Origin of the sequence: Nocardioides sp. CCNWLW216, assembly GCF_037120545.1 — a bacterium.
In the GTDB taxonomy this organism is placed as follows: Bacteria; Actinomycetota; Actinomycetes; order Propionibacteriales; family Nocardioidaceae; genus Nocardioides; species Nocardioides lianchengensis.
The window spans coordinates 355943-375613 of the sequence record NZ_JBBBBJ010000001.1; the positions used below are offsets into that span (position 1 = coordinate 355943).

Sequence of the window (19671 nt, forward strand, 5' to 3'; positions counted from 1 at the left end):
TATGACATCGACCTCTGTCAATATCGATGCATGTCGAAGTCTGTGCTCGAGATGACGCCGGTCGACGCGGTTGCCTGCTGCTCGCCGATCGTCCGCGACCCCCTGGGGGCGGACGACGCGGCCCGGATCGCGCCGCTGCTGAAGGCGCTGGCCGACCCGGTGCGGCTGCGGCTGCTGTCCCTGGTCGGCTCGCACGCGGACGGCGAGGCCTGCGTCTGCGACCTGGGCGACGCCTTCGACCTCTCGCAGCCGACCATCAGCCACCACCTCAAGGTGCTGCACGACGTCGGTCTCCTCGACCGCGAGAAGCGTGGGGTCTGGGTCTACTACCGGGTCCGGCCGCAGGTGCTGGGCGACCTGGCGGCACTGCTGGGCGGAGTCGGGCGGTGACGCTGCTGCGGCGCAGCGTCGCCGAGCTCGTCGGTACGGCGTTCCTGGTGGCCGCCGTCGTCGGCTCCGGGATCGCCGCCACCCGGCTCTCGCCCGGTGAGCCCGGCCTGCAGCTGCTGGAGAACAGCCTCGCCACCGGCGCGGTCCTGGTGGCGCTCGTCCTGGCCCTGCAGCCCGTCTCCGCCTCGTTCAACCCGGTGGTGACCCTGGTCGAGCGGCTGCTCGGCCGGATCGGCTCGCGGACCGCCCTCACGCTGGTGGCCGCGCAGGTGGCCGGCGGTGCGCTGGGCGCGGTGCTGGCCAACCTGATGTTCGACCTCGCGCCGGTGAGCCTCGCCAGCACCGAGCGCGACGGTGCGCACCTGCTGCTCGCCGAGGCGGTGGCGACGGTGGGCCTGGTGCTGGTGGTGGTCGGCAGCCTCCGGGCCGGCCGGGTGGAGGTGGTCGCGCTCGCGGTCGGTGGCTACATCGCCGCGGCGTACTGGTTCACGAGCTCGACGAGCTTCGCCAACCCCGCGGTGACCGTCGCCCGCATGCTCTCCGACACCTTCGCCGGCATCGCGCCCGGCTCCGTCCCGGCGTTCGTCGCCGTCCAACTGCTCGCCGGGGCGGCCGCCGCCGCCCTCGTCGCGTTCCTCGCCCTCGACCGGGAGGTCACCGCATGAAGCCCACCGTGCTCTTCGTCTGCGTCCACAACGCGGGGCGCTCGCAGATGGCCGCGGGCTACCTGCGGCACCTGGCCGGCGACCGGGTCGAGGTGCTCTCGGCGGGCTCGCAGCCCGCCGACACCGTCAACCCGGCGGCGGTGGCCGCGATGGCCGAGGAGGGCATCGACCTCGCCACCGCCCGGCCGCGGGTGCTCACGGAGGACGCGGTCCGGGTCGCCGACGTCGTGGTGACGATGGGCTGCGGCGACGCATGCCCGTTCTTCCCCGGCACGCGCTACGAGGACTGGGTGCTCGAGGACCCGGCCGGTCAGGGCCTCGAGGCGGTGCGGCCGATCCGCGACGAGATCCGCGGCCGGGTCGAGGCGCTGCTCGCCTCGCTGGGGGTCACGGGGTGAGTGCCTGCGCCAGCAGCGGGACCGCCTCCGGCGGCACGTCGTACGACGCGGGCGCGGTGCGGTGCCACAGCAGGAGCAGCAGGTCCTCCGCCGGCGCGGCGACCTCGACCGGGTCTCCCTCGCCCAGGTCGACCGAGCGTCCGAGGTCGGTCGCGGTCAGTCTCAGGGTGCGGGGGAGCGGGTCGGTGCGGCCGAGCCGGACCTGGCGCGGGTAGAAGACGGTCGCGACCTCGTCGACGCCGTCCCACGCGAGCGCGGGGTCGAACGCGTGCCGGCGGCCCTGGGAGGCCAGGGCGTCCCAGGTGTGCATCTCGACCTCGTGCACCTGGCGCCGACGCCAGAACTCCGCGGTCCGCGGCTCGGGGCCGAAGGTCCAGGCGGGCGCGCCGGCCGGTCGCTCGGCGAGCACGCCGACCAGGTGGGCGGCCTGCGCGCGGTACCAGTCCGCGACCCCGGTCGCCGGCGCCGGGCTCTCGGGGCCGTCGGGCGTGCCGTGCACGACCGCGTGCGCGGCCCACTGGTGCACGCCACCGACGTGCTCGGCCAGGTCGGCGAGCGTCCAGCCCGGGCAGGCCGGCACCGGGGCGGCGAGGTCGCCGTCGTCGAGCACGGTCGCGAACCGCTCGGTCGCGGTCCGCAGCAGGGTCAGCCGGTCCACGTTCACACCCGTCCGTCGAGGAACATCCGCAGACGCGCGAGCGTCGGGTCCCCATCCTCGGGCACGTGCCCGTTGACCGCACGCACCGCCCACCCCAGCCGCAGGGCGGGTACGACGGCCGCGGCCAGGTCGACGCCCGGCAGCCGCTCCGCCCACGGGGCGAGGTAGGCGTCGCGGAACGGCGTCGTGTCGACCGAGCCCTCCACGTCGTCGACGCCCCAGGCGACCACGCCCTCGAGGGCCACCGACAGCACGCAGAACGGCTGGGAGACGCAGGCGTCGCCCCAGTCCAGCACCCGCTGCCGGTCACCCTGCACGAACACCTGCGCGTCGTGCAGGTCGTCGTGCTGGATCGTGTCGGGGACGCCGTACGACGCGAGCTCGGCGCACAGCTCCTCGACGTACCCCTGGGCCCGGCGGAAGCGCGGCTCCGCGTCGATCTCGTCCATCAGCCGGGCGTAGCCCAACGGGATCCCGGCCAGCCGGTGGTCGGGCACGCCGAGGGCGAGCAGCTCCTCGACGTCGTCCTCGACCGCGAGCTGGATCCGGGCGACGGCGTCGAGGGCGTCGTACCAGCGGTCCAGGCGCTGCTCGCGGGCGACGACCTCGCGCAGGGTCTCACCCGCGTCGGCCATCAGCATCCAGCCGCGGTCGACGTCGACGGCCAGCAGCGGTGGGACCCGGTCGGGTGCCCGCGCGGCGAGCAGCCCGACCAGCGCGGCCTCGTGACGGAGCAGGTCGTCGTTGGCCTTGAAGAAGACGGCGCCGGCGTCGGTCGGGACCCGCAGCACGGTCGACCACGGCGCGACGTGCGGCTGCTCGACCTCGCCGGTGCGGGTCAGCCCGAGGCCGGTCAGCCGCTCCTCGATCCAGGCGTGCGCCCCGGTCAGCCAGGCCGTGTCGGTCCACCGGGTGCCGTCCATGCCCCGATCATGGCGGCCCGGTGGCCCGACGCGCTCGGCTTTTCAGTCCGACGGGACGCCGCTCTCCGGGGGTGCGTCCTCGGCCTGGTCGGAGGAGTCCTCGCTGATCTCGGCGTCGCCGATGTCGGAGACCAGGACCGGCGTCTTCGGCTCCCCGACCCCGCCCCGCAGCTCGACGACCCGCAGGCCGGAGATGCCGAGGTGGCTGTCGGCGGAGTACCGGAACGGGGCGAGCTGGGGCCCGGGCTGGTCGCCCAGCCCCTCGAGCGCCTCGACCAGCCCGTCGCGGGTGAGGTCCTCGCCCGCGGCCTGGAGCGCCTGCACGAACGCGTAGGCGTGGGACATGCCGTAGATGCGGTAGTTGGTCAGCTCGCCGTCGCCGCCGTGCTCGTCCCAGACCCGCTGCCACAGCTGGACCCACGCGTCGTCGGGGGCGTCGACGCCGGGGATGTACTCCGTGCTGAGCACGCCGTCGAGCGCGTTCGCCCCCGGCTCCACCGCCCCCTCGGAGAACTCCGACAGCAGCCCGCCCACCAGGCGCGGGTCGGAGCCGACGTTGCTGTAGAACCATTGCGGCTCGTAGCCGAGCTTGAGCGCCGTGAGCTGGCTCAGCGCGGTGTACGACGGGGTGTCGAAGGCCAGGACCAGGTCGGCGCCGGCCGCCTGCAGCCCGGCGACCTGCGGGCCCACGTCGGTGTTGCCGGAGGTGTAGCGCTCGACCCCGACGATCTGGTCGTCGACGTACTGCCGCACGCCCTTCTCGGCGTCCTCGCCGAAGTCGTCGTCCTGGAGGAAGAGGCCGACCTTGGCGTCGGGGAGGTTCTCGGCGACGTACTGCCCGATGATCTTGCCCTCGATCTCGTAGTCCGGCTGCCAGCCGAAGGTGTACGGCGCCGCCTCGACGTCGTCGCCCCACTGCAGCGACCCGGACGACACGAACAGGTCCGGCACCCCCTCGTCGTTGAGGAAGTCGACCACCGCGCTGTGCGTGGGCGTGCCGAGCCCGCCGACCATCGCGAAGATCTCGTCCTGCAGCACCAGCTCGTTGGTGACCTTGCTGGTGTTGGTCGGGTTGTAGGCGTCGTCCTTGACGACGTACTCGATCTCGCGGCCGTGCACCCCGCCCGCGGCGTTGACGAAGTCGAAGTAGGCCTGGGCGCCGGTGGGGATCTCGCTGTAGCCGGGGGCGGCCACGCCGGTCAGGGGGAAGTGCGCGCCGACGGTGACGGAGTCGTCGGTGACGCCCGGCTGAGGAGTCGACGAGCCGTCGCCGTCGTCCTCGTCCCGGCCGCCGGCGCCGCACGCGGCGAGGACGAGCGTGACCGCGAGCAACGGCACCGCCGTCCGGTTCAGTTGTCTCATCGTGGGGTTCCCTTCGAGGTGGTGAGGATGGAGCGGACGGTGCCGGCGAGGCCGGTCGGGGCGACCAGGACGACGGCGACCATGACCAGGCCGTAGACCAGGGGGGCGAGCTCGGCCGCCTGGATGTCGGAGAGCCCGAGGCCGGTGCCGGCGTCGGTGACGACCTGGGGCAGGAAGGTGAGCAGGGCGGCGCCGGCGAGCGCGCCGGCCAGGCTCCCCAGACCGCCCAGGACGACCGCCGCGAGCAGGGTGAGGCTGAGGGTCAGCGAGAAGCTGCTCGGCGCGGCGAGCCGGACCGTCAGGGCCAGGACGGCGCCGGCGGCGCCGGCCGCGGCGGCGCTGACCACGAATGCGGAGACCCGGGCCCGGCCGAGGTCGATCCCGGCGAGCTCGGCGGCCACCTCGTCGTCCCGCACGGCCCGCCAGCGCCGGCCGACCCGCCCGCGGGCGAGGTTGGCCAGCATCACGAACGTGACCAGCAGGACGGTCCAGGCGAGGAGTGCGACGTACCCGCTGGTGGTGAGGTCCTGCCCGGTCAGGAAGTACGACGCGTCGAGCACCCAGGTCGGCGGGTCCGGGAGCGAGACGCGCAGGCCCTGCTCGCCGCCGAGCGTCTCCTTGAAGTAGAGCGCGATCCCCGGGACGGCCACGGCCAGTGCGAGGGTGGCGCCGGCGAGGTAGGGGCCGTGCAGCCGGGCGGCCGCGGCGCCCACCAGCGCACCGACGACGACGGTCACCGCCACCGCGGCCAGGACCACCAGCGGAAGCGGGGTGCTCGCCCCGCGGTCGGGGAGGAGCAGGGCGGTGACGTAGGCGCCGACGGCCATCAGGGCGCCGTGCCCGAGCGAGATCTGGCCGTTGAGCCCGGTCAGCACGGTCAGTCCTCCGGCGGCGGTCCCGAGGTAGGCCAGCTCCGCGAGCTGGAAGCGGCGGAAGTCGCTGACGCCCTGCAGGATCAGCACCACGACGACCAGGCCGAGGGCGGCGAGGAGCAGGTGCCGCGCCAGCGACGAGGCGGGGAGCCGAGGGCGCATCACACCCGCCTCGCCGGGGTGTGGGCGAACAGGCCGCCGGGTCGGAGGGTGAGGACCAGCATCAGGATCGCCAGGGCGGCGAGGGCGACCAGTTGCGACCCGACGTACCCGCTGACGAAGCTGAGGGACAGGCCGAGCAGCAGGCCGCCCACCACCGCGCCGACCGGGCTGTCGAGGCCGCCGAGGACCGCCGCGACGAAGCCGAAGACCACGACGGAGTCCATGTAGCCGGGGTGCACCAGGCTGCCCCCGGCGATCAGCAGCCCGGCCAGCGAGCCGACGACGGACGCCAGCGCCCAGCCCAGCGTCAGCATCCGGCCGACCCGGACCCCGAGCATCCGGGCGACCTCGGGGCTGTGGGCGGCGGCGCGCATCCGCAGGCCGACGTCGGTGAACCGGAAGAGCGCGACCAGGAGGATCATCACCACGATCACGGCCAGAACGGTGAAGATCCCGAAGCCGGTCAGCGCGATGGTGCGGTCGCCCACCTCGATCCCGCGGATGCCGAACGGCGCCGGGAAGGACCGGAACCGATTGCCGAAGACCACCGCGGCCAGGGCGTGCAGCACGATGAACAGCCCGAGGGTGAGGATCACGGCGTTGATCTCCGCCTTCCCCTCGACCGGGCGTACGACGACCCGCTCCAGGAACGCGCCGAGCAGCAGCCCGCTGAGCAGCGCCGCGGCGAAGCCCAGCCAGTAGGAGTGGCCGGCCTCGATCACGCTCAGGGCGACGAACGTCGTGACCATGGCCATCGGTGCCTGGGCGAAGTTCACCACCCGCGTCGAGCGCCAGATCAGCACGAGCGCCAGCGCGAACGCGGCGTAGACCATGCCGAGGGTGAGGCCGCCGAGGGCGGTGTTGACGAGCTGCTGCACGGGGTCTCCGGTCCGGTCGCGGGTCAGAAGCCGAGGTAGGCGTGGCGGAGCTGGTCGTCGGCGGCGAGCACGTCGGCGTCCTCGTCGGCGACGACCTCGCCGAGGTTGAGGACGACGCCGCGGTCGGCGACCGACAGGGCGCTGCGGGCGTTCTGCTCGACGAGCAGCACGGTCAGGCCCTCGTCGCGGACCAGGTCGCGCAGCAGCTCGAAGATCTGGACGACGACCCGCGGCGCCAGGCCCAGCGACGGCTCGTCGAGCAGGAGCAGGGCCGGCTCGGCCATCAGGGCGCGGCCGATGACGAGCATCTGCCGCTCGCCGCCGGACAGGCTCCCCGCGGGCGCTGCCCGCCGGTCCGCGAGGGGTGGGAAGAGGGCGTAGGCCCGGTCCAGCGCGGCCGGGTCGACCCGGCCGCCGCGGCCCAGGCCACCGAGGCGGAGGTTCTCCTCGACGGTGAGCTCGGTGATCACGCCCCGGCCCTCCGGCACGTGGGCCAGGCCCAGCGCGGGCATCCGCTCGGCGGGCACGCGGTCGAGCGGGTGGCCGTCGAGCTCGACGCCGCCCGACCGGGCGCGGTGCAGGCCGGACACGGTGCGGAGCAGCGTGGTCTTCCCGGCACCGTTGGCGCCCAGGACGGCGGTGATCCGGCCCCGCGCCGCGGTGAAGCTCACCCCGCGCAGCGCGGTGACCGGCCCGTAGCCGGCCGTCAGGTCCCGGACGGCGAGCATCAGGCCACCTCGCCGCCGAGGTAGGCGGCGACCACGGCCGGGTCGTCGCGGACGTCGTCCGGGCGACCGTGGGCGATCACCCGACCGAAGTCGAGGACGGTGATCTCGTCGCAGACCCGCATCACCAGGTCCATGTGGTGCTCGACCAGGAGTACGGCGCAGCTCCGACCGAGATCGACGACCAGGTCGCCCAGCTCGCGCATCTCGTCGGCGCCCAGTCCGCTCGCCGGCTCGTCGAGCAGCAGCACCTCGGGCTCGCTGACCAGCGCCCGGGCCAGGGCGACCCGTTTGCGCAACGGGTAGGGGAGGCCCGGTGGGTAGCGGTCGGCCGTGTCGGCGACCCCGAGCCGCGCGAGGGCGTCGTACGCCCGCTCGCGCAGGGCGCGCTCGTCCCGGGTGGCCAGGCCGAGCAGGCCGCCGAGGAAGCCGGAGCGGGCGTGCCGGTCGGCGCCCACCATCACGTTGTCGAGCACGCTCATCCGGTCGAACAGCCCGAGGCCCTGCAGAGTGCGGGCCATCCCGAGCCCGGCGAGCCGGTGGGGACGGAGCCGGTCCAGCGGCTCGCCGCGACGCTCGACCCGGCCGCGGTCGGGCGAGACGAACCCGCAGGCGACGTTGAAGAGGGTGGTCTTGCCGGCGCCGTTCGGTCCGATCACCCCGTGCACCTGGCGCGGCCGCAGCTCCAGCCCGACCCCGTCGAGGGCGGTCAGCCCGCCGAAGGTGACGGTCACGTCGCGGAGGGCGAGCTCGGGTCCGTCCTTCATCCTGGCTCCTCCGTTGGGCGCTGTGACCTGCACCACCTTGGTGGGAGCGCACAGGGAGGTCATTGGGCACAGCGCCCAGAGATGCTTGGTCCGGGCGCCGCAGATCCGGCCCAGGGCTGGCCAGGGTTGTGCACGGAGTGCGAACGTGCCCCCATGCGTCGAGCGGCGGCCGTGGTGGACGACGAGCTCCGGCACGCGTGGACGCTGCTGGTCGACCAGTCCGACGCGATCGCCGACAGCATCACGCTGACGCTCTTCGAGCGCGACGCCGAGATCTACGAGCGGGTCGGTCCGGAGCTGCGGGCCGATGTCCGCGCCTCGACGCGCCAGCACATCCGCCGGGGCCTGCAGATCCTGGCGGGCGAGGCCACCACCGACCACGAGAGCGCGGTCGACCTGTGGCGCGACACCGGGAGACGCCGCGCCCGGCAGGGGGTGCCGCTGGAGCTGGTGCTCAACGCCTACACGCTCGGCGCCCGGATCCTCTGGGAGGCGCTGGTCTCGCGGGCCCGCTCCGACGTGGCCCCGGACGTCGACGACGGCGTCCTGCTCCGGGCCGCCAAGACCGTCTGGTCCAACCTCGACGTCCAGAACGCCATCCTCATCGACGCCTACCGTCGCGAGAGCGCCCGCCTCCAGCGTCAGGACCTGCAGCGCCAGCAGAGCGTGCTCGACGCGCTGCTGGAGGGCCGTGGCGCGGACCCGGAGTACGCCGAGGAGGCGCGGGCGGCCCTCGACATCGGACCCGACGACGCGGTCGCCTGCGTCGTCGTCCTCTACGACGGCAGCGACCCGGGCGACGCGCTCGCGCCGGCCGAGGACCGGCTGGACCGGCTCGGGATCCCGGCACGGTGGCACGTGCGGTCGGGGGTCTACTACGCCCTGCTCTCGGGCGAGCTGCCCGACGAGCACGGCCTCGTCGAGCTCTTCGCGCCGCACGTCGCGGGCCGGATGGGGGTCGCGGCGAGCCCCGACGGGCTCGCAGGGTTCCCGACCGCGTTCCAGCTGGCGACCCGGGCCGCCGAGACCCTGGCCCGGGGCGAGCAGCGGGTGGTCTCGGTGACCGAGCGGCTGCCCGAGGTGCTGGTCGCCGGGAGCCCGCAGGTCGCGCCGCTCCTGCTCGCCGAGACGCTCGGACCGTTGCTCGCGCAGCCGGAGGCGCAGTCCGCCGTACTGCTCGACACGCTGGCGGCGCTGCTGCGCCACGACGGCTCACCCACGCACGCGGCGGCCGAGCTGTTCTGCCACCGCAATACCGTGATCTACCGGCTGCGCCAGATCGAGGAGCTCACCGGCCGCACCCTCGCCGACCCTCGCGACAAGATGCTGCTCGGCCTGGCCCTGCTCGCGAAGGGGCGTGGCTGAGCGGTCCCGGGGTCAGCCGGCGGCGCTGAGGCTGGCCACGACCTGCTCGGCGACCCGGGTCGCGAGGTCGGCGTCGCGCGCGGACACGGTGATCGTGACGACGTCCGAGCCGCTCTGGACGGCGATCGCCCGGCCCTGGACCTCCCGGCCCTGCAACGGCAGGACGTACTCGACCAGCACCGCCTCGCCGGCCCCGGTCTGCGCGGTGCTGAACTGCGGGTCGTCGGCGCCCAGGTTGGCGTACTGCTCGGTGAGCTGGGACTGCAGCTCCGGGGTGTTCGGCAGCGGTCCGGGGTAGTGCAGGACGTTGAGGTTGTCGATGAACCCGTCGACCGAGCCGGCGCCGCTCAGCACGATCACGTCGGCCTGCCCCATCATCTGCAGCAGCTGGTCGCCGCTGATGCCGAGCCGGTCGGTGAGCTCACCGCCGGCGGGGTCGTCCTCGATGGCGCCGCCGTCCTTGTCGCCGGTGAACTCGTCGGGATCGACGACCTCCCAGTCGGCCGGCACCTCGAAGGCCACCTGGTCGGTCTCGACCGGCTGGGCGTCGCCGGAGGCGGGCTCGTCGGTCGGCTCGTCCGTGGGCTCATCCGTGGGCTCCTCGGACGGCTCGGACGGGGCGGCGCTGCTCGAGCCCGCGGCCGACGGGTCGTCGCCCGGGTCCCCGTCCGAGCAGCCGGCGAGCGGCAGCGTGAGAACCAGCAGGGCGGCGGGGAGGCTCCGAGTCAGACGCACGCGTCGAGCCTAGAGGACCCTCTCAGCCGTGCAGCAGGCCCCGGAAGAGCCGGCAGGTCTCCTCGACCGCGGCCTGGGCGGCCTTCGAGTGGCGACCCATGTCGACGAAGCCGTGGATCAGCCCGTCGAACGACGCCAGCTCGACCTGGACGCCGGCTCCGCGCAGCGCCTCGGCGTACGCCGTCCCCTCGTCGCGGAGCGGGTCGAACTGCGCGACGGCCACCACGGCCGGGGCCAGCCCGTCGAGGCGGCCGTGCAGCGGGGAGAGCCGCGGGTCGGCGAGCGTCTCCGGGGCGGCGTCGCCGACGTACTGGGCGGCGAACCAGAGCATCGTGGCCTGGTCGAGGAAGTAACCCTCGGCGTTCTCGGTGCGCGACGGGAAGTCGGCGGTGAAGTCGGTGCCGGGGTAGACGAGCAGCTGGGCGGCCAGGGGCGTCCCCTCGTCGCGCAGCGTCTGCGCCACCACCGCGGCCAGGTTGCCGCCCGCGCTGTCGCCGGCCACGCCGAGCCGGTCGGTGCCGCCGAGCTCGTCGAGATGGGCGGCCGCCCAGCGGGCGGCAGCGAGGGCGTCGTCGACCGCGGCCGGGAAGGGGTGCTCCGGCGCGAGCCGGTAGTCGACCGAGACCACGACGCAGTCGCACAGCGTGGCGATGCTGCGGGCCATCACGTCGTGGGTGTCCAGGTCGCCGATCACCCAGCCGCCGCCGTGGAGCAGCACCACGGTCGGCAGCGGGCCCTCCGCCGGCCGGTAGACCCGGGCCGGCCGGTCGCCGGCCCCGCCGGGCACCGTCGTGTCGACCACCGACGCCACGTCGGGGACCGAGGCCGGGTCGCGCAGGTCGACGGCCAGGGTGCGGAAGCCCTGCCGGGCCTGGGCGGGGGTGCCCTCGCTCATCGGTGGGGTGCCGGCCGCGGCCAGGAAGGCCAGCAGCCCGGCGATCTCGGGGTCGAGGCGGGGGTCGAGCTCGGTCATGTCTCTCCCTGTTCCGGACGTGGTCAGACGAACGCGCTGATGCCGGTCTCGGCGCGGCCGATGAGCAGCTTCTGGATCTGGCTGGTGCCCTCGTAGAGGGTCATCACCCGCGCGTCGCGGAGGTACTTCTGGGCGGGGTACTCGTCGACGTACCCGGCTCCGCCGTGCACCTGGATGGCGTTGTTGGCCGCGCGTACGGCGGCCTCGGACGCGAACAGCTTCGCCTTGGACGCGGCCACGCCGAACGGCAGCCCGCGGTCGATCAGGTCGGCGCACCGCCAGACGAGCAGCCGGGCCGCATCGGCGTCCAGGGAGATGTCGGCGATCATGTCCTGGACCAGCTGGAAGCCGGCGATCGGGCGGCCGAACTGGGTGCGGCTCGTGGCGTACTCGACCGTCGTCTCCAGGCAGCCCTGGACGATGCCCACGCAGCCGGCGGCCACGGAGACCCGGCCCTTGTCGAGGGTGGTCATGGCGATCCGGAAGCCCTGGCCCTCCTCGCCGAGCAGCGCGTCGGCCGGGACCCGGACGTCGGCGAGGAAGAGCTCGGCCGTGGCCTGCCCGCGCAGACCGAGCTTGCCGGTGATCTCGCGGGCCTCGAAGCCGGGGGAGTCGGTCGGGACCAGGAACGCGCTGACGCCCTTCGGGCCGGGTCCGCCGGTGCGGGCGAAGACCAGGGCGACGTGGGCCCAGGTGCCGTTGGTGATGAACAGCTTCTGGCCGCTGATCAACCAGTCGTCGCCGTCGCGGCGGGCCTTGGAGGTCAGGTTGCCGGCGTCGGAGCCGGTGTCGGGCTCGGTGAGCCCGAAGCAGCCGAGGATCGTCCCGTCGGCGATCCCGGGCAACCAACGCTGCTTCTGCTCCTCGGTCCCGAAGCCGAGGACCGACTTGCCGACGAGGCCGTTGGAGACCGACACGATCCCGCGCAGGGCGGAGTCGGCGCGGCCGAGCTCCTCCATCCCCAGCACGTAGGTCAGGTAGTCGCCGCCGAGGCCGCCGTACTCCTCGGGGATGGTGAGGCCGAAGAAGCCGATCTCGGCGAGCTTCGGGACGATGTCGAGGTCGACCTGCTCGTCGCGGTCCCAGCGGGTGCGGTGGGGCACCGCCTCGCGGTCGAGGAAGTCACGGGCCAGTGCCCGGAACGCCTCCTGCTCGTCGCTGAGTCCGAGGTCCATGCGGGCCATCCTGCACCCCGGGCGGTGGCGACGGCGGCTAGACCGCCCGGCGGCGCTCCCACGCGTTCGCGGCGACCAGCACCAGGAAGGCCAGCAGGCCGCCCGCGAGCACGTCGATGACGTAGTGCTCGGCGAAGTAGACGAGGGCCGTGGACATGGCCAGCGGGTAGAGCAGCAGCGCGAAGCGCCACGGGGTGCGCAGCCGCTGGACGGCGTACATCGCGACGAGGAAGGAGATGCCGGCGTGCAGCGACGGCATCGCCGCGACCGGGTTGCCGACACCGTGCAGGATCAGGTCGATCCGCTCCAGGCCGATGTCGGACCAGCCGCGGCTGGTGATCCGGGTGACCTCGCCCATGTAGCCCTGCTCGGAGGCCATCCACGGCGGCGCCATCGGGTAGACGATGTAGATGACCAGTGCGCCGAAGTTGATGCCGACATAGCGCCGCATCCACATCATCCAGTCGCGCCGGTTGCGCACCCACAGCACCGCGGCGATGGTCAGCCCGGTCAGGAAGTGCGTGGCGTAGACGGTGGTGAAGAACAGGTCGTACCACCGGGCCTCGGTGGTCTTCAGGCACGGGTCTCCGCACCACGCGTCCTGGAGCCGCTCGGTCGGGGTGATCCCGCCGCCGAGCCACTCGTCGAACCGGATCGGCATCGTGATGTGCACGGGCAGCCCGAGCTCGTCGGTGAGGCCGCGGCTGTAGAAGTAGATGACCAGGCCGACGACCGGCAGCCACCAGTCGCGCAGGAAGTACAGGTGGTAGCGCGGCTCCGCCTCGATGTTCCACGCGATCGTCCCGAGCCACAGCCACAGGAAGACCTGCAGGGTGTCGTTGGGGATGCCGAGCAGGTCGATCCAGATGCCGAGGAGGACGGCGTAGCCGACCATCGCGGCGATCCGCGCCTTCCGGCGGGTGCCGCGGGCCGGGACGGGGCGGCCCTCCTCGGCGAGGACGTCGTTCGGCTCCTCGGCCTGCTGCACCATGCGGAGGAGTCTAAGAGTTCGCCCTACGTTCCCGGTCAGGCGGTGGCGAGCGGGTCGAGCCCGGGGTGCTCCTCCACCCGCGCGGCGAGCACGGACAGCTGGTGCTGACCGTCGCCGAGCAGGTGGTCGAGGGCCGAGAGTCGGGCGGCGTAGCTGCCCACCGAGTACTCGGCCGTCATCGCGATCCCGCCGTGCAGCTGGATGGCCTCCTGGCCGACGTGGCGGGCCGCCCGGCTGACCTGGAGGGCCGCGCGGGCGGCGGCGTCGGCCGCGCGGGCCGGGTCGCCGGTGCCGAGCACCATCGTCGCCCACTGCACGAGGCTCGAGGCGAGCTCCAGCGAGACGTACATGTCGGCCGCTCGGAAGGTCAGGGCCTGGAAGGTGTTGAGCGTGACCCCGAACTGCTTCCTGCTCGTGAGGTACGACGTGGTGGTGGCCAGCGCGACCTCCATCGCGCCGAGCGCCTCGTGACCGGCCATGATCCGGCCGATGTCCTGGATGGTGGCGATGGTCGCCTCGAGGTCCTGGCCCGGGGTGCCGAGCGGGGTCGCGGCGGTCGCGTCGAGGACGATCCGGGCCGCGCGGCCCCCGTCGTACGTCGGGTAGGCGGTGCGCTCGAGACCCGCCGGGTCGACCAGGAACAGGCCGGTGCCGCCGTCGGGCAGCGCGGCGCTGACCACGAGCACGTCGGCGCGGGCGCCGTGGGGGACCGGCTCCTTGACGCCGCTCAGCGTCCAGGCGTCGCCGTCCTGCGCGGCGGTCACGGCCGTGGCGGTGGGCGCCCAGCGGCTGCCCTCCTCGTCGTGGGCGAAGGCCAGCACGCTCTCGCCGGCCGACAGGGCGCCCAGCACCTCCTGGCGCTGCTCGGGGGTGCCGGCCGCGGAGACGAGGCCACCGGCCAGCACGACGCTGGTGAGGTAGGGCTCCGGCGCGAGCACCCGGCCCAGCTCGTGGGCGACGATCCCGATCTCGACCGGTCCGGCACCGACGCCGCCGTCGTCCTCGGCGAAGGGCAGCCCGAGCAGGCCCATCTCGGCCAGCTGGCCCCAGACCCTCTCGCTGAAGCCCGGGTCCTCGGCGACCGCCTTGCGGCGCTGCTCGTAGTCGCCGTACGCCTTCTTCAGCAGGCCACGGGTGGCGTCTCGGAGGGCGTCCTGCTCGTCGTCGAACGTGAAGTCCATGTCCGTCCCCTCTCAGAGGCCGAGGATCGTCTTGGCGATGATCTGGCGCTGGATCTCGTTGGACCCGCCGTAGATCGACGCCTTGCGGAGGTTGAGGTACGTCGGCGCCGCGTGCCGGGCCCACTCGGGGACGCCGCTGTCGCCGCCGGACGCGAGGCCGGCCGGGCCGGCCAGGTCGAGCACCAGCTCGCTGACGGCCTGCTGGATCTCGGTGCCCTTCAGCTTCAGCAGCGAGCTGGCGGGGTGCGGCTCGCCGCCCTCGGAGTGCGCGACCACGCGCAGCGCGGTCAGCTCCAGGGCGAGCAGCTCGTTCTCGAGCTCGACGAACCGGGCCCGGGTGAACGGGTCCTCCAGCTGGCTCCCGGCCAGCTGCTTGGCCTGGGCCAGCACCCGCTTGGTCGTCCCGATCGGCGCGACGCCGACCCGTTCGTTGCCGAGCAGGAACTTGGCGATCGTCCAGCCGCCGTTGAGCTCGCCGACCAGCAGGTCGGCGGGGACCCGGACGTCGGTGAACCAGACCTCGTTGACCTCGAAGCCGCCGTCGATCAGCTCGATCGGTCGGACCTCGACGCCGGGCAGGGTCATGTCGATCAGCAGCATCGAGATGCCGGCCTGCTTCTTCACCTCCGGGTCGGTACGGACCAGGGTGAAGATCCAGTCGCCGTACTGGCCGAGCGTGGTCCAGGTCTTCTGGCCGTTGACCACGAAGTCGTCGCCGTCGCGGACCGCGGTCGTGCGCAGGCTGGCCAGGTCGGAGCCGGCGTCGGGCTCAGAGAACCCCTGGCTCCACCAGATGTCGAGGTTGGCCGTCGGTGGCAGGAACCGGTCTTTGATCTCCTTCGACGCGAAGTGCGCGAGGACCGGGCCGATCATGTTGGCGTTGAACGCCAGCGGCAGCGGTACGCCGGCCGCCTGCATCTCGTCGTTCCACAGGTGCCGCTGGAGGTCGGACCAGCCGCGGCCGCCGTACTCCTCGGGCCAGTGGGGTACGGCGAGCCCGGCCGCGTTGAGCACCTGCTGGCTCTCGACGATCTGGTCCTTGGTCAGCTCACGCCCGGCGATGACCGCGTCGCGGATCTCCTGCGGGAACTTCGTCGTGAAGAACTCGCGCATCTCCTCGCGGAACGCCTGGTCCTCCGGTGACAGCTCCAGCTGCATGCTTCTCCCCTCCCCTGGGTGTCGCGCCCATCATGCCGTGACAGTGCAACTGTCACGATGTGCGCGCCGCACGGATCCGGTGATCCGGGAAGCAGGACAACGCCCCACGACGTAAAGAAGATGCCCGCAACCCCCCGATGACGGACAATTCGTCGACGTGGGTCACGTCGATGTCGCAGGAGTCCGCTACGAGCTGCCCGACGGGCGGGTGCTGCTCGACGAGGTCTCGTTCCGGGTCGGCGAGGGGGCCAAGGTCGCGCTGGTCGGCGCCAACGGGGCGGGCAAGACGACGCTGCTGCGGATCATCACCGGCGACCTGCAGCCGCACGCCGGCGCGGTGACCCGCAGCGGCGGTCTGGGCGTGATGCGCCAGCACGTCGCGGTCGGCAGCACCACGGTGGCCGACCTGCTGCTGAGCGTCTCCCCGCCGCGGGTGCGCGAGGCCGCCGCCGAGGTCGATCGCCTCGAGCTGGCGCTGATGGACAGCGACGACGAGAAGACCCAGATGGCCTACGCCACGGCGCTGGGGGAGTACGCCGACGCCGGCGGCTACGACGTCGAGGTCACCTGGGACGTCTGCACCATCGCCGCGCTGGCGCTGCCCTACGACCGGGCCAAGTACCGCGAGCTGACCACGCTGTCGGGCGGCGAGCAGAAGCGGCTGGTGCTGGAGTTCCTGCTCCGCGGTCCCGACCAGGTGCTGCTGCTCGACGAGCCGGACAACTACCTCGACGTACCGGGGAAGATCTGGCTGGAGCAGCGGGTCCGCGAGTCGGACAAGACGATCCTGATGATCAGTCACGACCGGGAGCTGCTCAACAACACCGCGACCCGCGTCGTGACGGTCGAGCTGGGGGCCGCTGGCAACACCGTGTGGACCCACCCGGGCGGGTTCGCGTCGTACCACGAGGCGCGCCGCGACCGCTTCGCGCGCTTCGAGGAGATGCGCAAGCGCTGGGACGAGGAGCACGCGAAGATCAAGGCGCTGGTGCTCCGGCTGAAGGTCAAGTCCGAGTACAACGACGGGATGTCGAGCCAGTACCGCGCCGCGCAGACCCGGCTCCGCAAGTTCGAGGAGGCCGGGCCGCCGATGGAGCAGCCGCGCGAGCAGCAGGTGTCGATGCGCCTCAAGGGCGGCCGCACCGGCAAGCGCGCGGTGGTGTGCGAGGACCTCGGGCTGACCGGGCTGATGGAGCCCTTCGACCTCGAGGTCTGGTACGGCGAGCGCGTGGCCGTGCTCGGCTCGAACGGGTCGGGCAAGTCCCACTTCCTGCGCCTGCTCGCGGCCGGCGGCAGCGACCCCGACGTCGAGCACCGGCCCGTCGGTGACGCCGAGATCCGCCCGGTCCCGCACACCGGCAAGGCCAAGCTCGGCGCACGCGTGCGCCCGGGCTGGTTCGTCCAGACCCACGAGCACCCCGAGCTGATCGGCCGGACCCTGCTGGAGGTGCTGCACCGCGGCGACGGACACCCCGACGGTCGGCAGGGCATGGGCCGCGAGCAGGCCGCGCGGGTGCTGGACCGCTACGAGCTGGCGCACGCCGGCGAGCAGCCGTTCGAGTCGCTCAGCGGCGGCCAGCAGGCGCGCTTCCAGATCCTGCTGCTGGAGCTCTCCGGCGCGACCCTGCTGCTCCTCGACGAGCCCACCGACAACCTCGACGTGCAGTCCGCCGAGGCGCTGGAGGAGGGCCTGGCCGCGTTCGAGGGCACCGTGCTGGCGGTGACCCACGACCGCTGGTTCGCCCGCGGCTTCGACCGGTTCCTCGTGTACGGCGCCGACGGCGCGGTCTACGAGTCGGACGGTCCCGTGTGGGACGAGGGCCGGGTGCAGCGCGCGCGATGATCGAGGTCCGCGAGCTCGACCCCGACGACGGCCCCGCGGTCGACGCCTGGCACCACGTGTACGCCGTCGCCCAGGCGCACGGGATGGGCGAGCACGCGGTCGTCTGGCAGCTGGAGGAGGTGCGGGTCCTGCTGCGCGAGCGCACCAGCCGCGCCTGGCATGCCGGCTGGAGCGGGGTGGTGGACGGAGAGGTCGTGGCCACCGGCTGGATGCGGGTCCCGCTGCTCGACAACCTCGACCGGGCGGAGCTCAGCGTCCACGTGCTGCCCGCTCACCGGCGCCGCGGCCACGGCGCCGCGATGGTCGCCCACCTCGAGCGGGTCGCCCGCGAGCACGGCCGGACGATCCTCGGCGGCGAGGCCGCCTTCGCCTACGACGCCGGCGCCGACGGCGCGGGCGCGCCCGGGCCGGACTTCGCGCGGGCCGCCGGCTACGCGCTCGCCCTGAGCGACGTGCAGCGGGAGCTCGCGCTGCCGGTGGCCGACGGGCTGCTCGACCGGCTGGCCGCGGAGGCGGCGCCGCACCACGCGTCGTACACGCTCCGGTCCTGGGTGGGCCCGGTGCCCGACGAGCTCCTGCAGGGCTGGGCCGACCTCACGTCGACCCTGATGACCGAGGCCCCGACCGGCGAGCTCGACGTGGAGCCCGAGGCGGCCAGTGCCACGGCGGTGCGCGAGGGCGAGGCCGTGGTCGCCCAGCAGGGGCGCAGCAAGATCAACACCGTCGCGCTCACGGCCGTCGGCGAGGTGGTCGCCTACACCGACCTGGCCGTCACCGTGCACGAGTCCGACCGCGCCTACCAGTGGGGCACCCTGGTGCGCACCGACCACCGGGGTCACCGGCTGGGGCTCGCGCTGAAGGTGGCGAACCTGCGGCTGCTGCAGGAGCGCCACCCCGGCCTGGCGAAGGTCGTCACCTACAACGCCGAGGTCAACGACCACATGATCGGCGTCAACGACCGGCTCGGCTTCGTGCCGGTCGCCCGGCTGGCGGAGTTCCAGAAGCGGCTCTGAGACCTGCTCCCCGACGGCCCCCGAAATGCCACGGACCCCGCCACCGGCGTACCGGTGACGGGGTCCGATCTCTCCCCCCGGAGAGCCCGACGTCAGGACCGCGAGGTCGAGCCGTCGGAGTCCAGCTTCAGCTCGGCGGTCTTCTCGGACCCGTCGCGCTGGAACGTGATGGTGACGGTGTCGCCGGGCCGGTAGGACCGGATGGTGGCGATCAGGTCGTCGGAGCTGGAGACCAGCTGGTCGTCCACCTTGGTGATGACGTCGCCGCCTTCGAGGCCGGCCTTGCCGGCCGCGGAGCCGTCACCGATCTCCTGGATCTCGGCGCCCTCGACGGTGGCCTCCGACTGCTGCTGCGGGAGCCCGCCGCCCTGACCCTGCTCGGCGCCGACGTTCGAGACCGTGATGCCCAGCCGGGCGTGGGTCGGGGTCTCGCCGTCGATGATCTGCTCGACGATCGGCATCGCGTCGTCGATCGGGATGGCGAAGCCCAGGCCGATCGAGCCGCTCTCCTGGCTGGACGACGAGGCGGTGGACTGGATCGAGGAGTTGATCCCGACCACGTGGCCGTTCATGTCGACCAGGGCGCCACCGCTGTTGCCGGGGTTGATCGCGGCGTCGGTCTGGATGGCGGGGTACGCCGTGGTGTTGCCGTTGCCGTCGGAGCCCACGTCCACCGGTCGGTTGAGCGCGCTGACGATGCCGCTGGTGACGGTCGCGTCGAGGCCGAACGGCGAGCCGATGGCCACGACGCCCTCGCCCACGGCGAGCTCGTCGGAGGACCCCAGGGTGGCCGGCGTGAGGCCGTCGACGTCCTGGGCCTGGATCACCGCGAGGTCGGTCAGCGCGTCGGTGCCGACCACCTCGGCGTCGGCCTTGGTCCCGTCGTTGAACGAGACCGAGATCTTGCCGCCCTCGCCGGCGAGCGACGCGACGTGGTTGTTGGTGAGGATCTGACCGTCGGAGCTCAGGATGATGCCCGAGCCGGACCCGGCGCCGTCGGAGCCGCTGACGTTGATCTTGACGACCGAGGGCAGCACCGAGGAGGCGACCGACTCGACCGAGCCGTCGGCGGCCGGGCCGTCCGGGGTGTCGACGACCTGCGAGGTGGTGCGGCCCGACGGGGACGCCGTCCCGCTCGCGGGCTCGTCGTCGAAGGCCGACCAGGCGGCCGCGCCCCCGACACCGGCGGCGCCACCCACGACGAGTGCGGCGGCGACGACGGCGGCCGCGAAGCCCTTGCGGCCGCGGTGGGGCGGCTGCTGCACCAGGACCTCGGTCTGCGCCGGGCCCGAGGTCGCGCCGGGGGGCGGGAAGGACGGGGGCGGCGGCGGGGGACCGAACACCGGGTGGTTCGCGGTGTCGGTCGCGGGGTCCTGCGGGGTGCCGGGGTAGACCGGCTGGGTGTCGTCGTGGTGGCGGTCGTTCATACCCATGACT

The 19671-nt window shown here is 73.4% G+C and carries 20 protein-coding genes; 6 read left to right on the plus strand and 14 right to left on the minus strand.

Features of this window, described 5'->3' with window-relative positions:
* Window positions 1-30: 30 nt before the first annotated feature.
* The 3 genes from V7S47_RS01715 to V7S47_RS01725 are packed head-to-tail and all read left to right on the plus strand — an operon-like array spanning window position 31 to window position 1453.
* A complete protein-coding gene (locus tag V7S47_RS01715) occupies window positions 31-390 on the plus strand; it encodes a metalloregulator ArsR/SmtB family transcription factor (RefSeq protein ID WP_336559971.1) in 360 nt (119 codons plus the stop codon).
* Window positions 387-1055 carry an aquaporin gene (locus V7S47_RS01720; RefSeq protein ID WP_336559972.1) on the plus strand — a complete coding sequence of 223 codons (669 nt, stop codon included), beginning with the start codon at window positions 387-389 and terminating at the stop codon, window positions 1053-1055. Before V7S47_RS01715 ends, V7S47_RS01720 begins: the two co-directional genes overlap by 4 nt.
* Window positions 1052-1453 carry an arsenate reductase ArsC gene (locus V7S47_RS01725; RefSeq protein WP_336559973.1) on the plus strand — a complete coding sequence of 134 codons (402 nt, stop codon included), beginning with the start codon at window positions 1052-1054 and terminating at the stop codon, window positions 1451-1453. Before V7S47_RS01720 ends, V7S47_RS01725 begins: the two co-directional genes overlap by 4 nt.
* Here V7S47_RS01725 and V7S47_RS01730 read toward each other — a convergent pair.
* Genes V7S47_RS01730 through V7S47_RS01760 form a run of 7 tightly spaced genes read right to left on the minus strand, consistent with a single transcriptional unit; the run spans window position 1443 to window position 7800 of the window.
* A complete protein-coding gene (locus V7S47_RS01730; RefSeq protein ID WP_336559974.1) occupies window positions 1443-2111 on the minus strand; it encodes a maleylpyruvate isomerase family mycothiol-dependent enzyme in 669 nt (222 codons plus the stop codon). The genes V7S47_RS01725 and V7S47_RS01730 overlap by 11 nt on opposite strands.
* A gap of 2 nt (window positions 2112-2113) precedes the next feature.
* A complete protein-coding gene (locus tag V7S47_RS01735) occupies window positions 2114-3034 on the minus strand; it encodes a hypothetical protein (RefSeq protein WP_336559975.1) in 921 nt (306 codons plus the stop codon).
* Window positions 3035-3076: 42 nt separating this feature from the next.
* The gene (locus V7S47_RS01740; RefSeq protein ID WP_336559976.1) at window positions 3077-4396 is read right to left on the minus strand and encodes an ABC transporter substrate-binding protein; all 1320 of its coding nucleotides are present in this window, start codon (window positions 4394-4396) and stop codon (window positions 3077-3079) included.
* Entirely contained in the window at window positions 4393-5430 is a 1038-nt protein-coding gene (locus V7S47_RS01745; RefSeq protein ID WP_336559977.1) for a branched-chain amino acid ABC transporter permease, read from the minus strand. Before V7S47_RS01745 ends, V7S47_RS01740 begins: the two co-directional genes overlap by 4 nt.
* On the minus strand, window positions 5430-6308 hold the full coding sequence (locus V7S47_RS01750; protein WP_336559978.1) for a branched-chain amino acid ABC transporter permease: 879 nt from the start codon (window positions 6306-6308) through the stop codon (window positions 5430-5432). The genes V7S47_RS01745 and V7S47_RS01750 overlap by 1 nt, the downstream gene beginning before the upstream one ends.
* A 23-nt stretch (window positions 6309-6331) precedes the next feature.
* Window positions 6332-7036 (minus strand): ABC transporter ATP-binding protein, encoded by a 705-nt coding sequence (locus tag V7S47_RS01755; RefSeq protein ID WP_336559979.1) that lies wholly within the window; start codon window positions 7034-7036, stop codon window positions 6332-6334.
* Window positions 7036-7800 carry an ABC transporter ATP-binding protein gene (locus V7S47_RS01760; RefSeq protein ID WP_336559980.1) on the minus strand — a complete coding sequence of 255 codons (765 nt, stop codon included), beginning with the start codon at window positions 7798-7800 and terminating at the stop codon, window positions 7036-7038. The genes V7S47_RS01755 and V7S47_RS01760 overlap by 1 nt, the downstream gene beginning before the upstream one ends.
* A gap of 153 nt (window positions 7801-7953) precedes the next feature.
* On the opposite strand from V7S47_RS01760, the gene V7S47_RS01765 reads away from it, so the two are divergent.
* Window positions 7954-9165, plus strand: coding sequence for a PucR family transcriptional regulator (locus V7S47_RS01765; RefSeq protein ID WP_336559981.1), 1212 nt, complete (start codon window positions 7954-7956; stop codon window positions 9163-9165).
* A 12-nt stretch (window positions 9166-9177) separates the two neighbouring features.
* Here the strand turns inward: V7S47_RS01765 and V7S47_RS01770 are convergent, their stop codons facing one another.
* Genes V7S47_RS01770 through V7S47_RS01795 form a run of 6 tightly spaced genes read right to left on the minus strand, consistent with a single transcriptional unit; the run spans window position 9178 to window position 15378 of the window.
* The gene (locus V7S47_RS01770) at window positions 9178-9900 is read right to left on the minus strand and encodes a hypothetical protein (RefSeq protein WP_336559982.1); all 723 of its coding nucleotides are present in this window, start codon (window positions 9898-9900) and stop codon (window positions 9178-9180) included.
* Window positions 9901-9922: 22 nt separating this feature from the next.
* Window positions 9923-10873 carry an alpha/beta hydrolase gene (locus tag V7S47_RS01775; RefSeq protein ID WP_336559983.1) on the minus strand — a complete coding sequence of 317 codons (951 nt, stop codon included), beginning with the start codon at window positions 10871-10873 and terminating at the stop codon, window positions 9923-9925.
* Window positions 10874-10896: 23 nt separating this feature from the next.
* Window positions 10897-12048: an acyl-CoA dehydrogenase family protein gene (locus V7S47_RS01780; RefSeq protein ID WP_336559984.1), complete on the minus strand. Its 1152-nt coding sequence runs from the start codon at window positions 12046-12048 to the stop codon at window positions 10897-10899.
* 37 nt (window positions 12049-12085) lie between these two features.
* On the minus strand, window positions 12086-13039 hold the full coding sequence (locus tag V7S47_RS01785) for a phosphatase PAP2 family protein (protein ID WP_336559985.1): 954 nt from the start codon (window positions 13037-13039) through the stop codon (window positions 12086-12088).
* Between the two features lie 35 nt (window positions 13040-13074).
* A complete protein-coding gene (locus tag V7S47_RS01790; RefSeq protein ID WP_336559986.1) occupies window positions 13075-14220 on the minus strand; it encodes an acyl-CoA dehydrogenase family protein in 1146 nt (381 codons plus the stop codon).
* A 12-nt stretch (window positions 14221-14232) separates the two neighbouring features.
* A complete protein-coding gene (locus V7S47_RS01795; protein ID WP_336559987.1) occupies window positions 14233-15378 on the minus strand; it encodes an acyl-CoA dehydrogenase family protein in 1146 nt (381 codons plus the stop codon).
* Between the two features lie 157 nt (window positions 15379-15535).
* Between V7S47_RS01795 and V7S47_RS01800 the strand changes: the two genes are divergently transcribed.
* Window positions 15536-17221 carry an ABC-F family ATP-binding cassette domain-containing protein gene (locus V7S47_RS01800; RefSeq protein ID WP_336559988.1) on the plus strand — a complete coding sequence of 562 codons (1686 nt, stop codon included), beginning with the start codon at window positions 15536-15538 and terminating at the stop codon, window positions 17219-17221.
* Window positions 17218-18234, plus strand: coding sequence for a GNAT family N-acetyltransferase (locus tag V7S47_RS01805; protein WP_336559989.1), 1017 nt, complete (start codon window positions 17218-17220; stop codon window positions 18232-18234). The genes V7S47_RS01800 and V7S47_RS01805 overlap by 4 nt, the downstream gene beginning before the upstream one ends.
* A 92-nt stretch (window positions 18235-18326) precedes the next feature.
* On the opposite strand, the gene V7S47_RS01810 is transcribed toward V7S47_RS01805, so the two are convergent.
* Complete coding sequence (locus tag V7S47_RS01810; protein ID WP_336559990.1) at window positions 18327-19661, minus strand: S1C family serine protease; 1335 nt, start codon at window positions 19659-19661, stop codon at window positions 18327-18329.
* Window positions 19662-19671 lie beyond the last annotated feature (10 nt).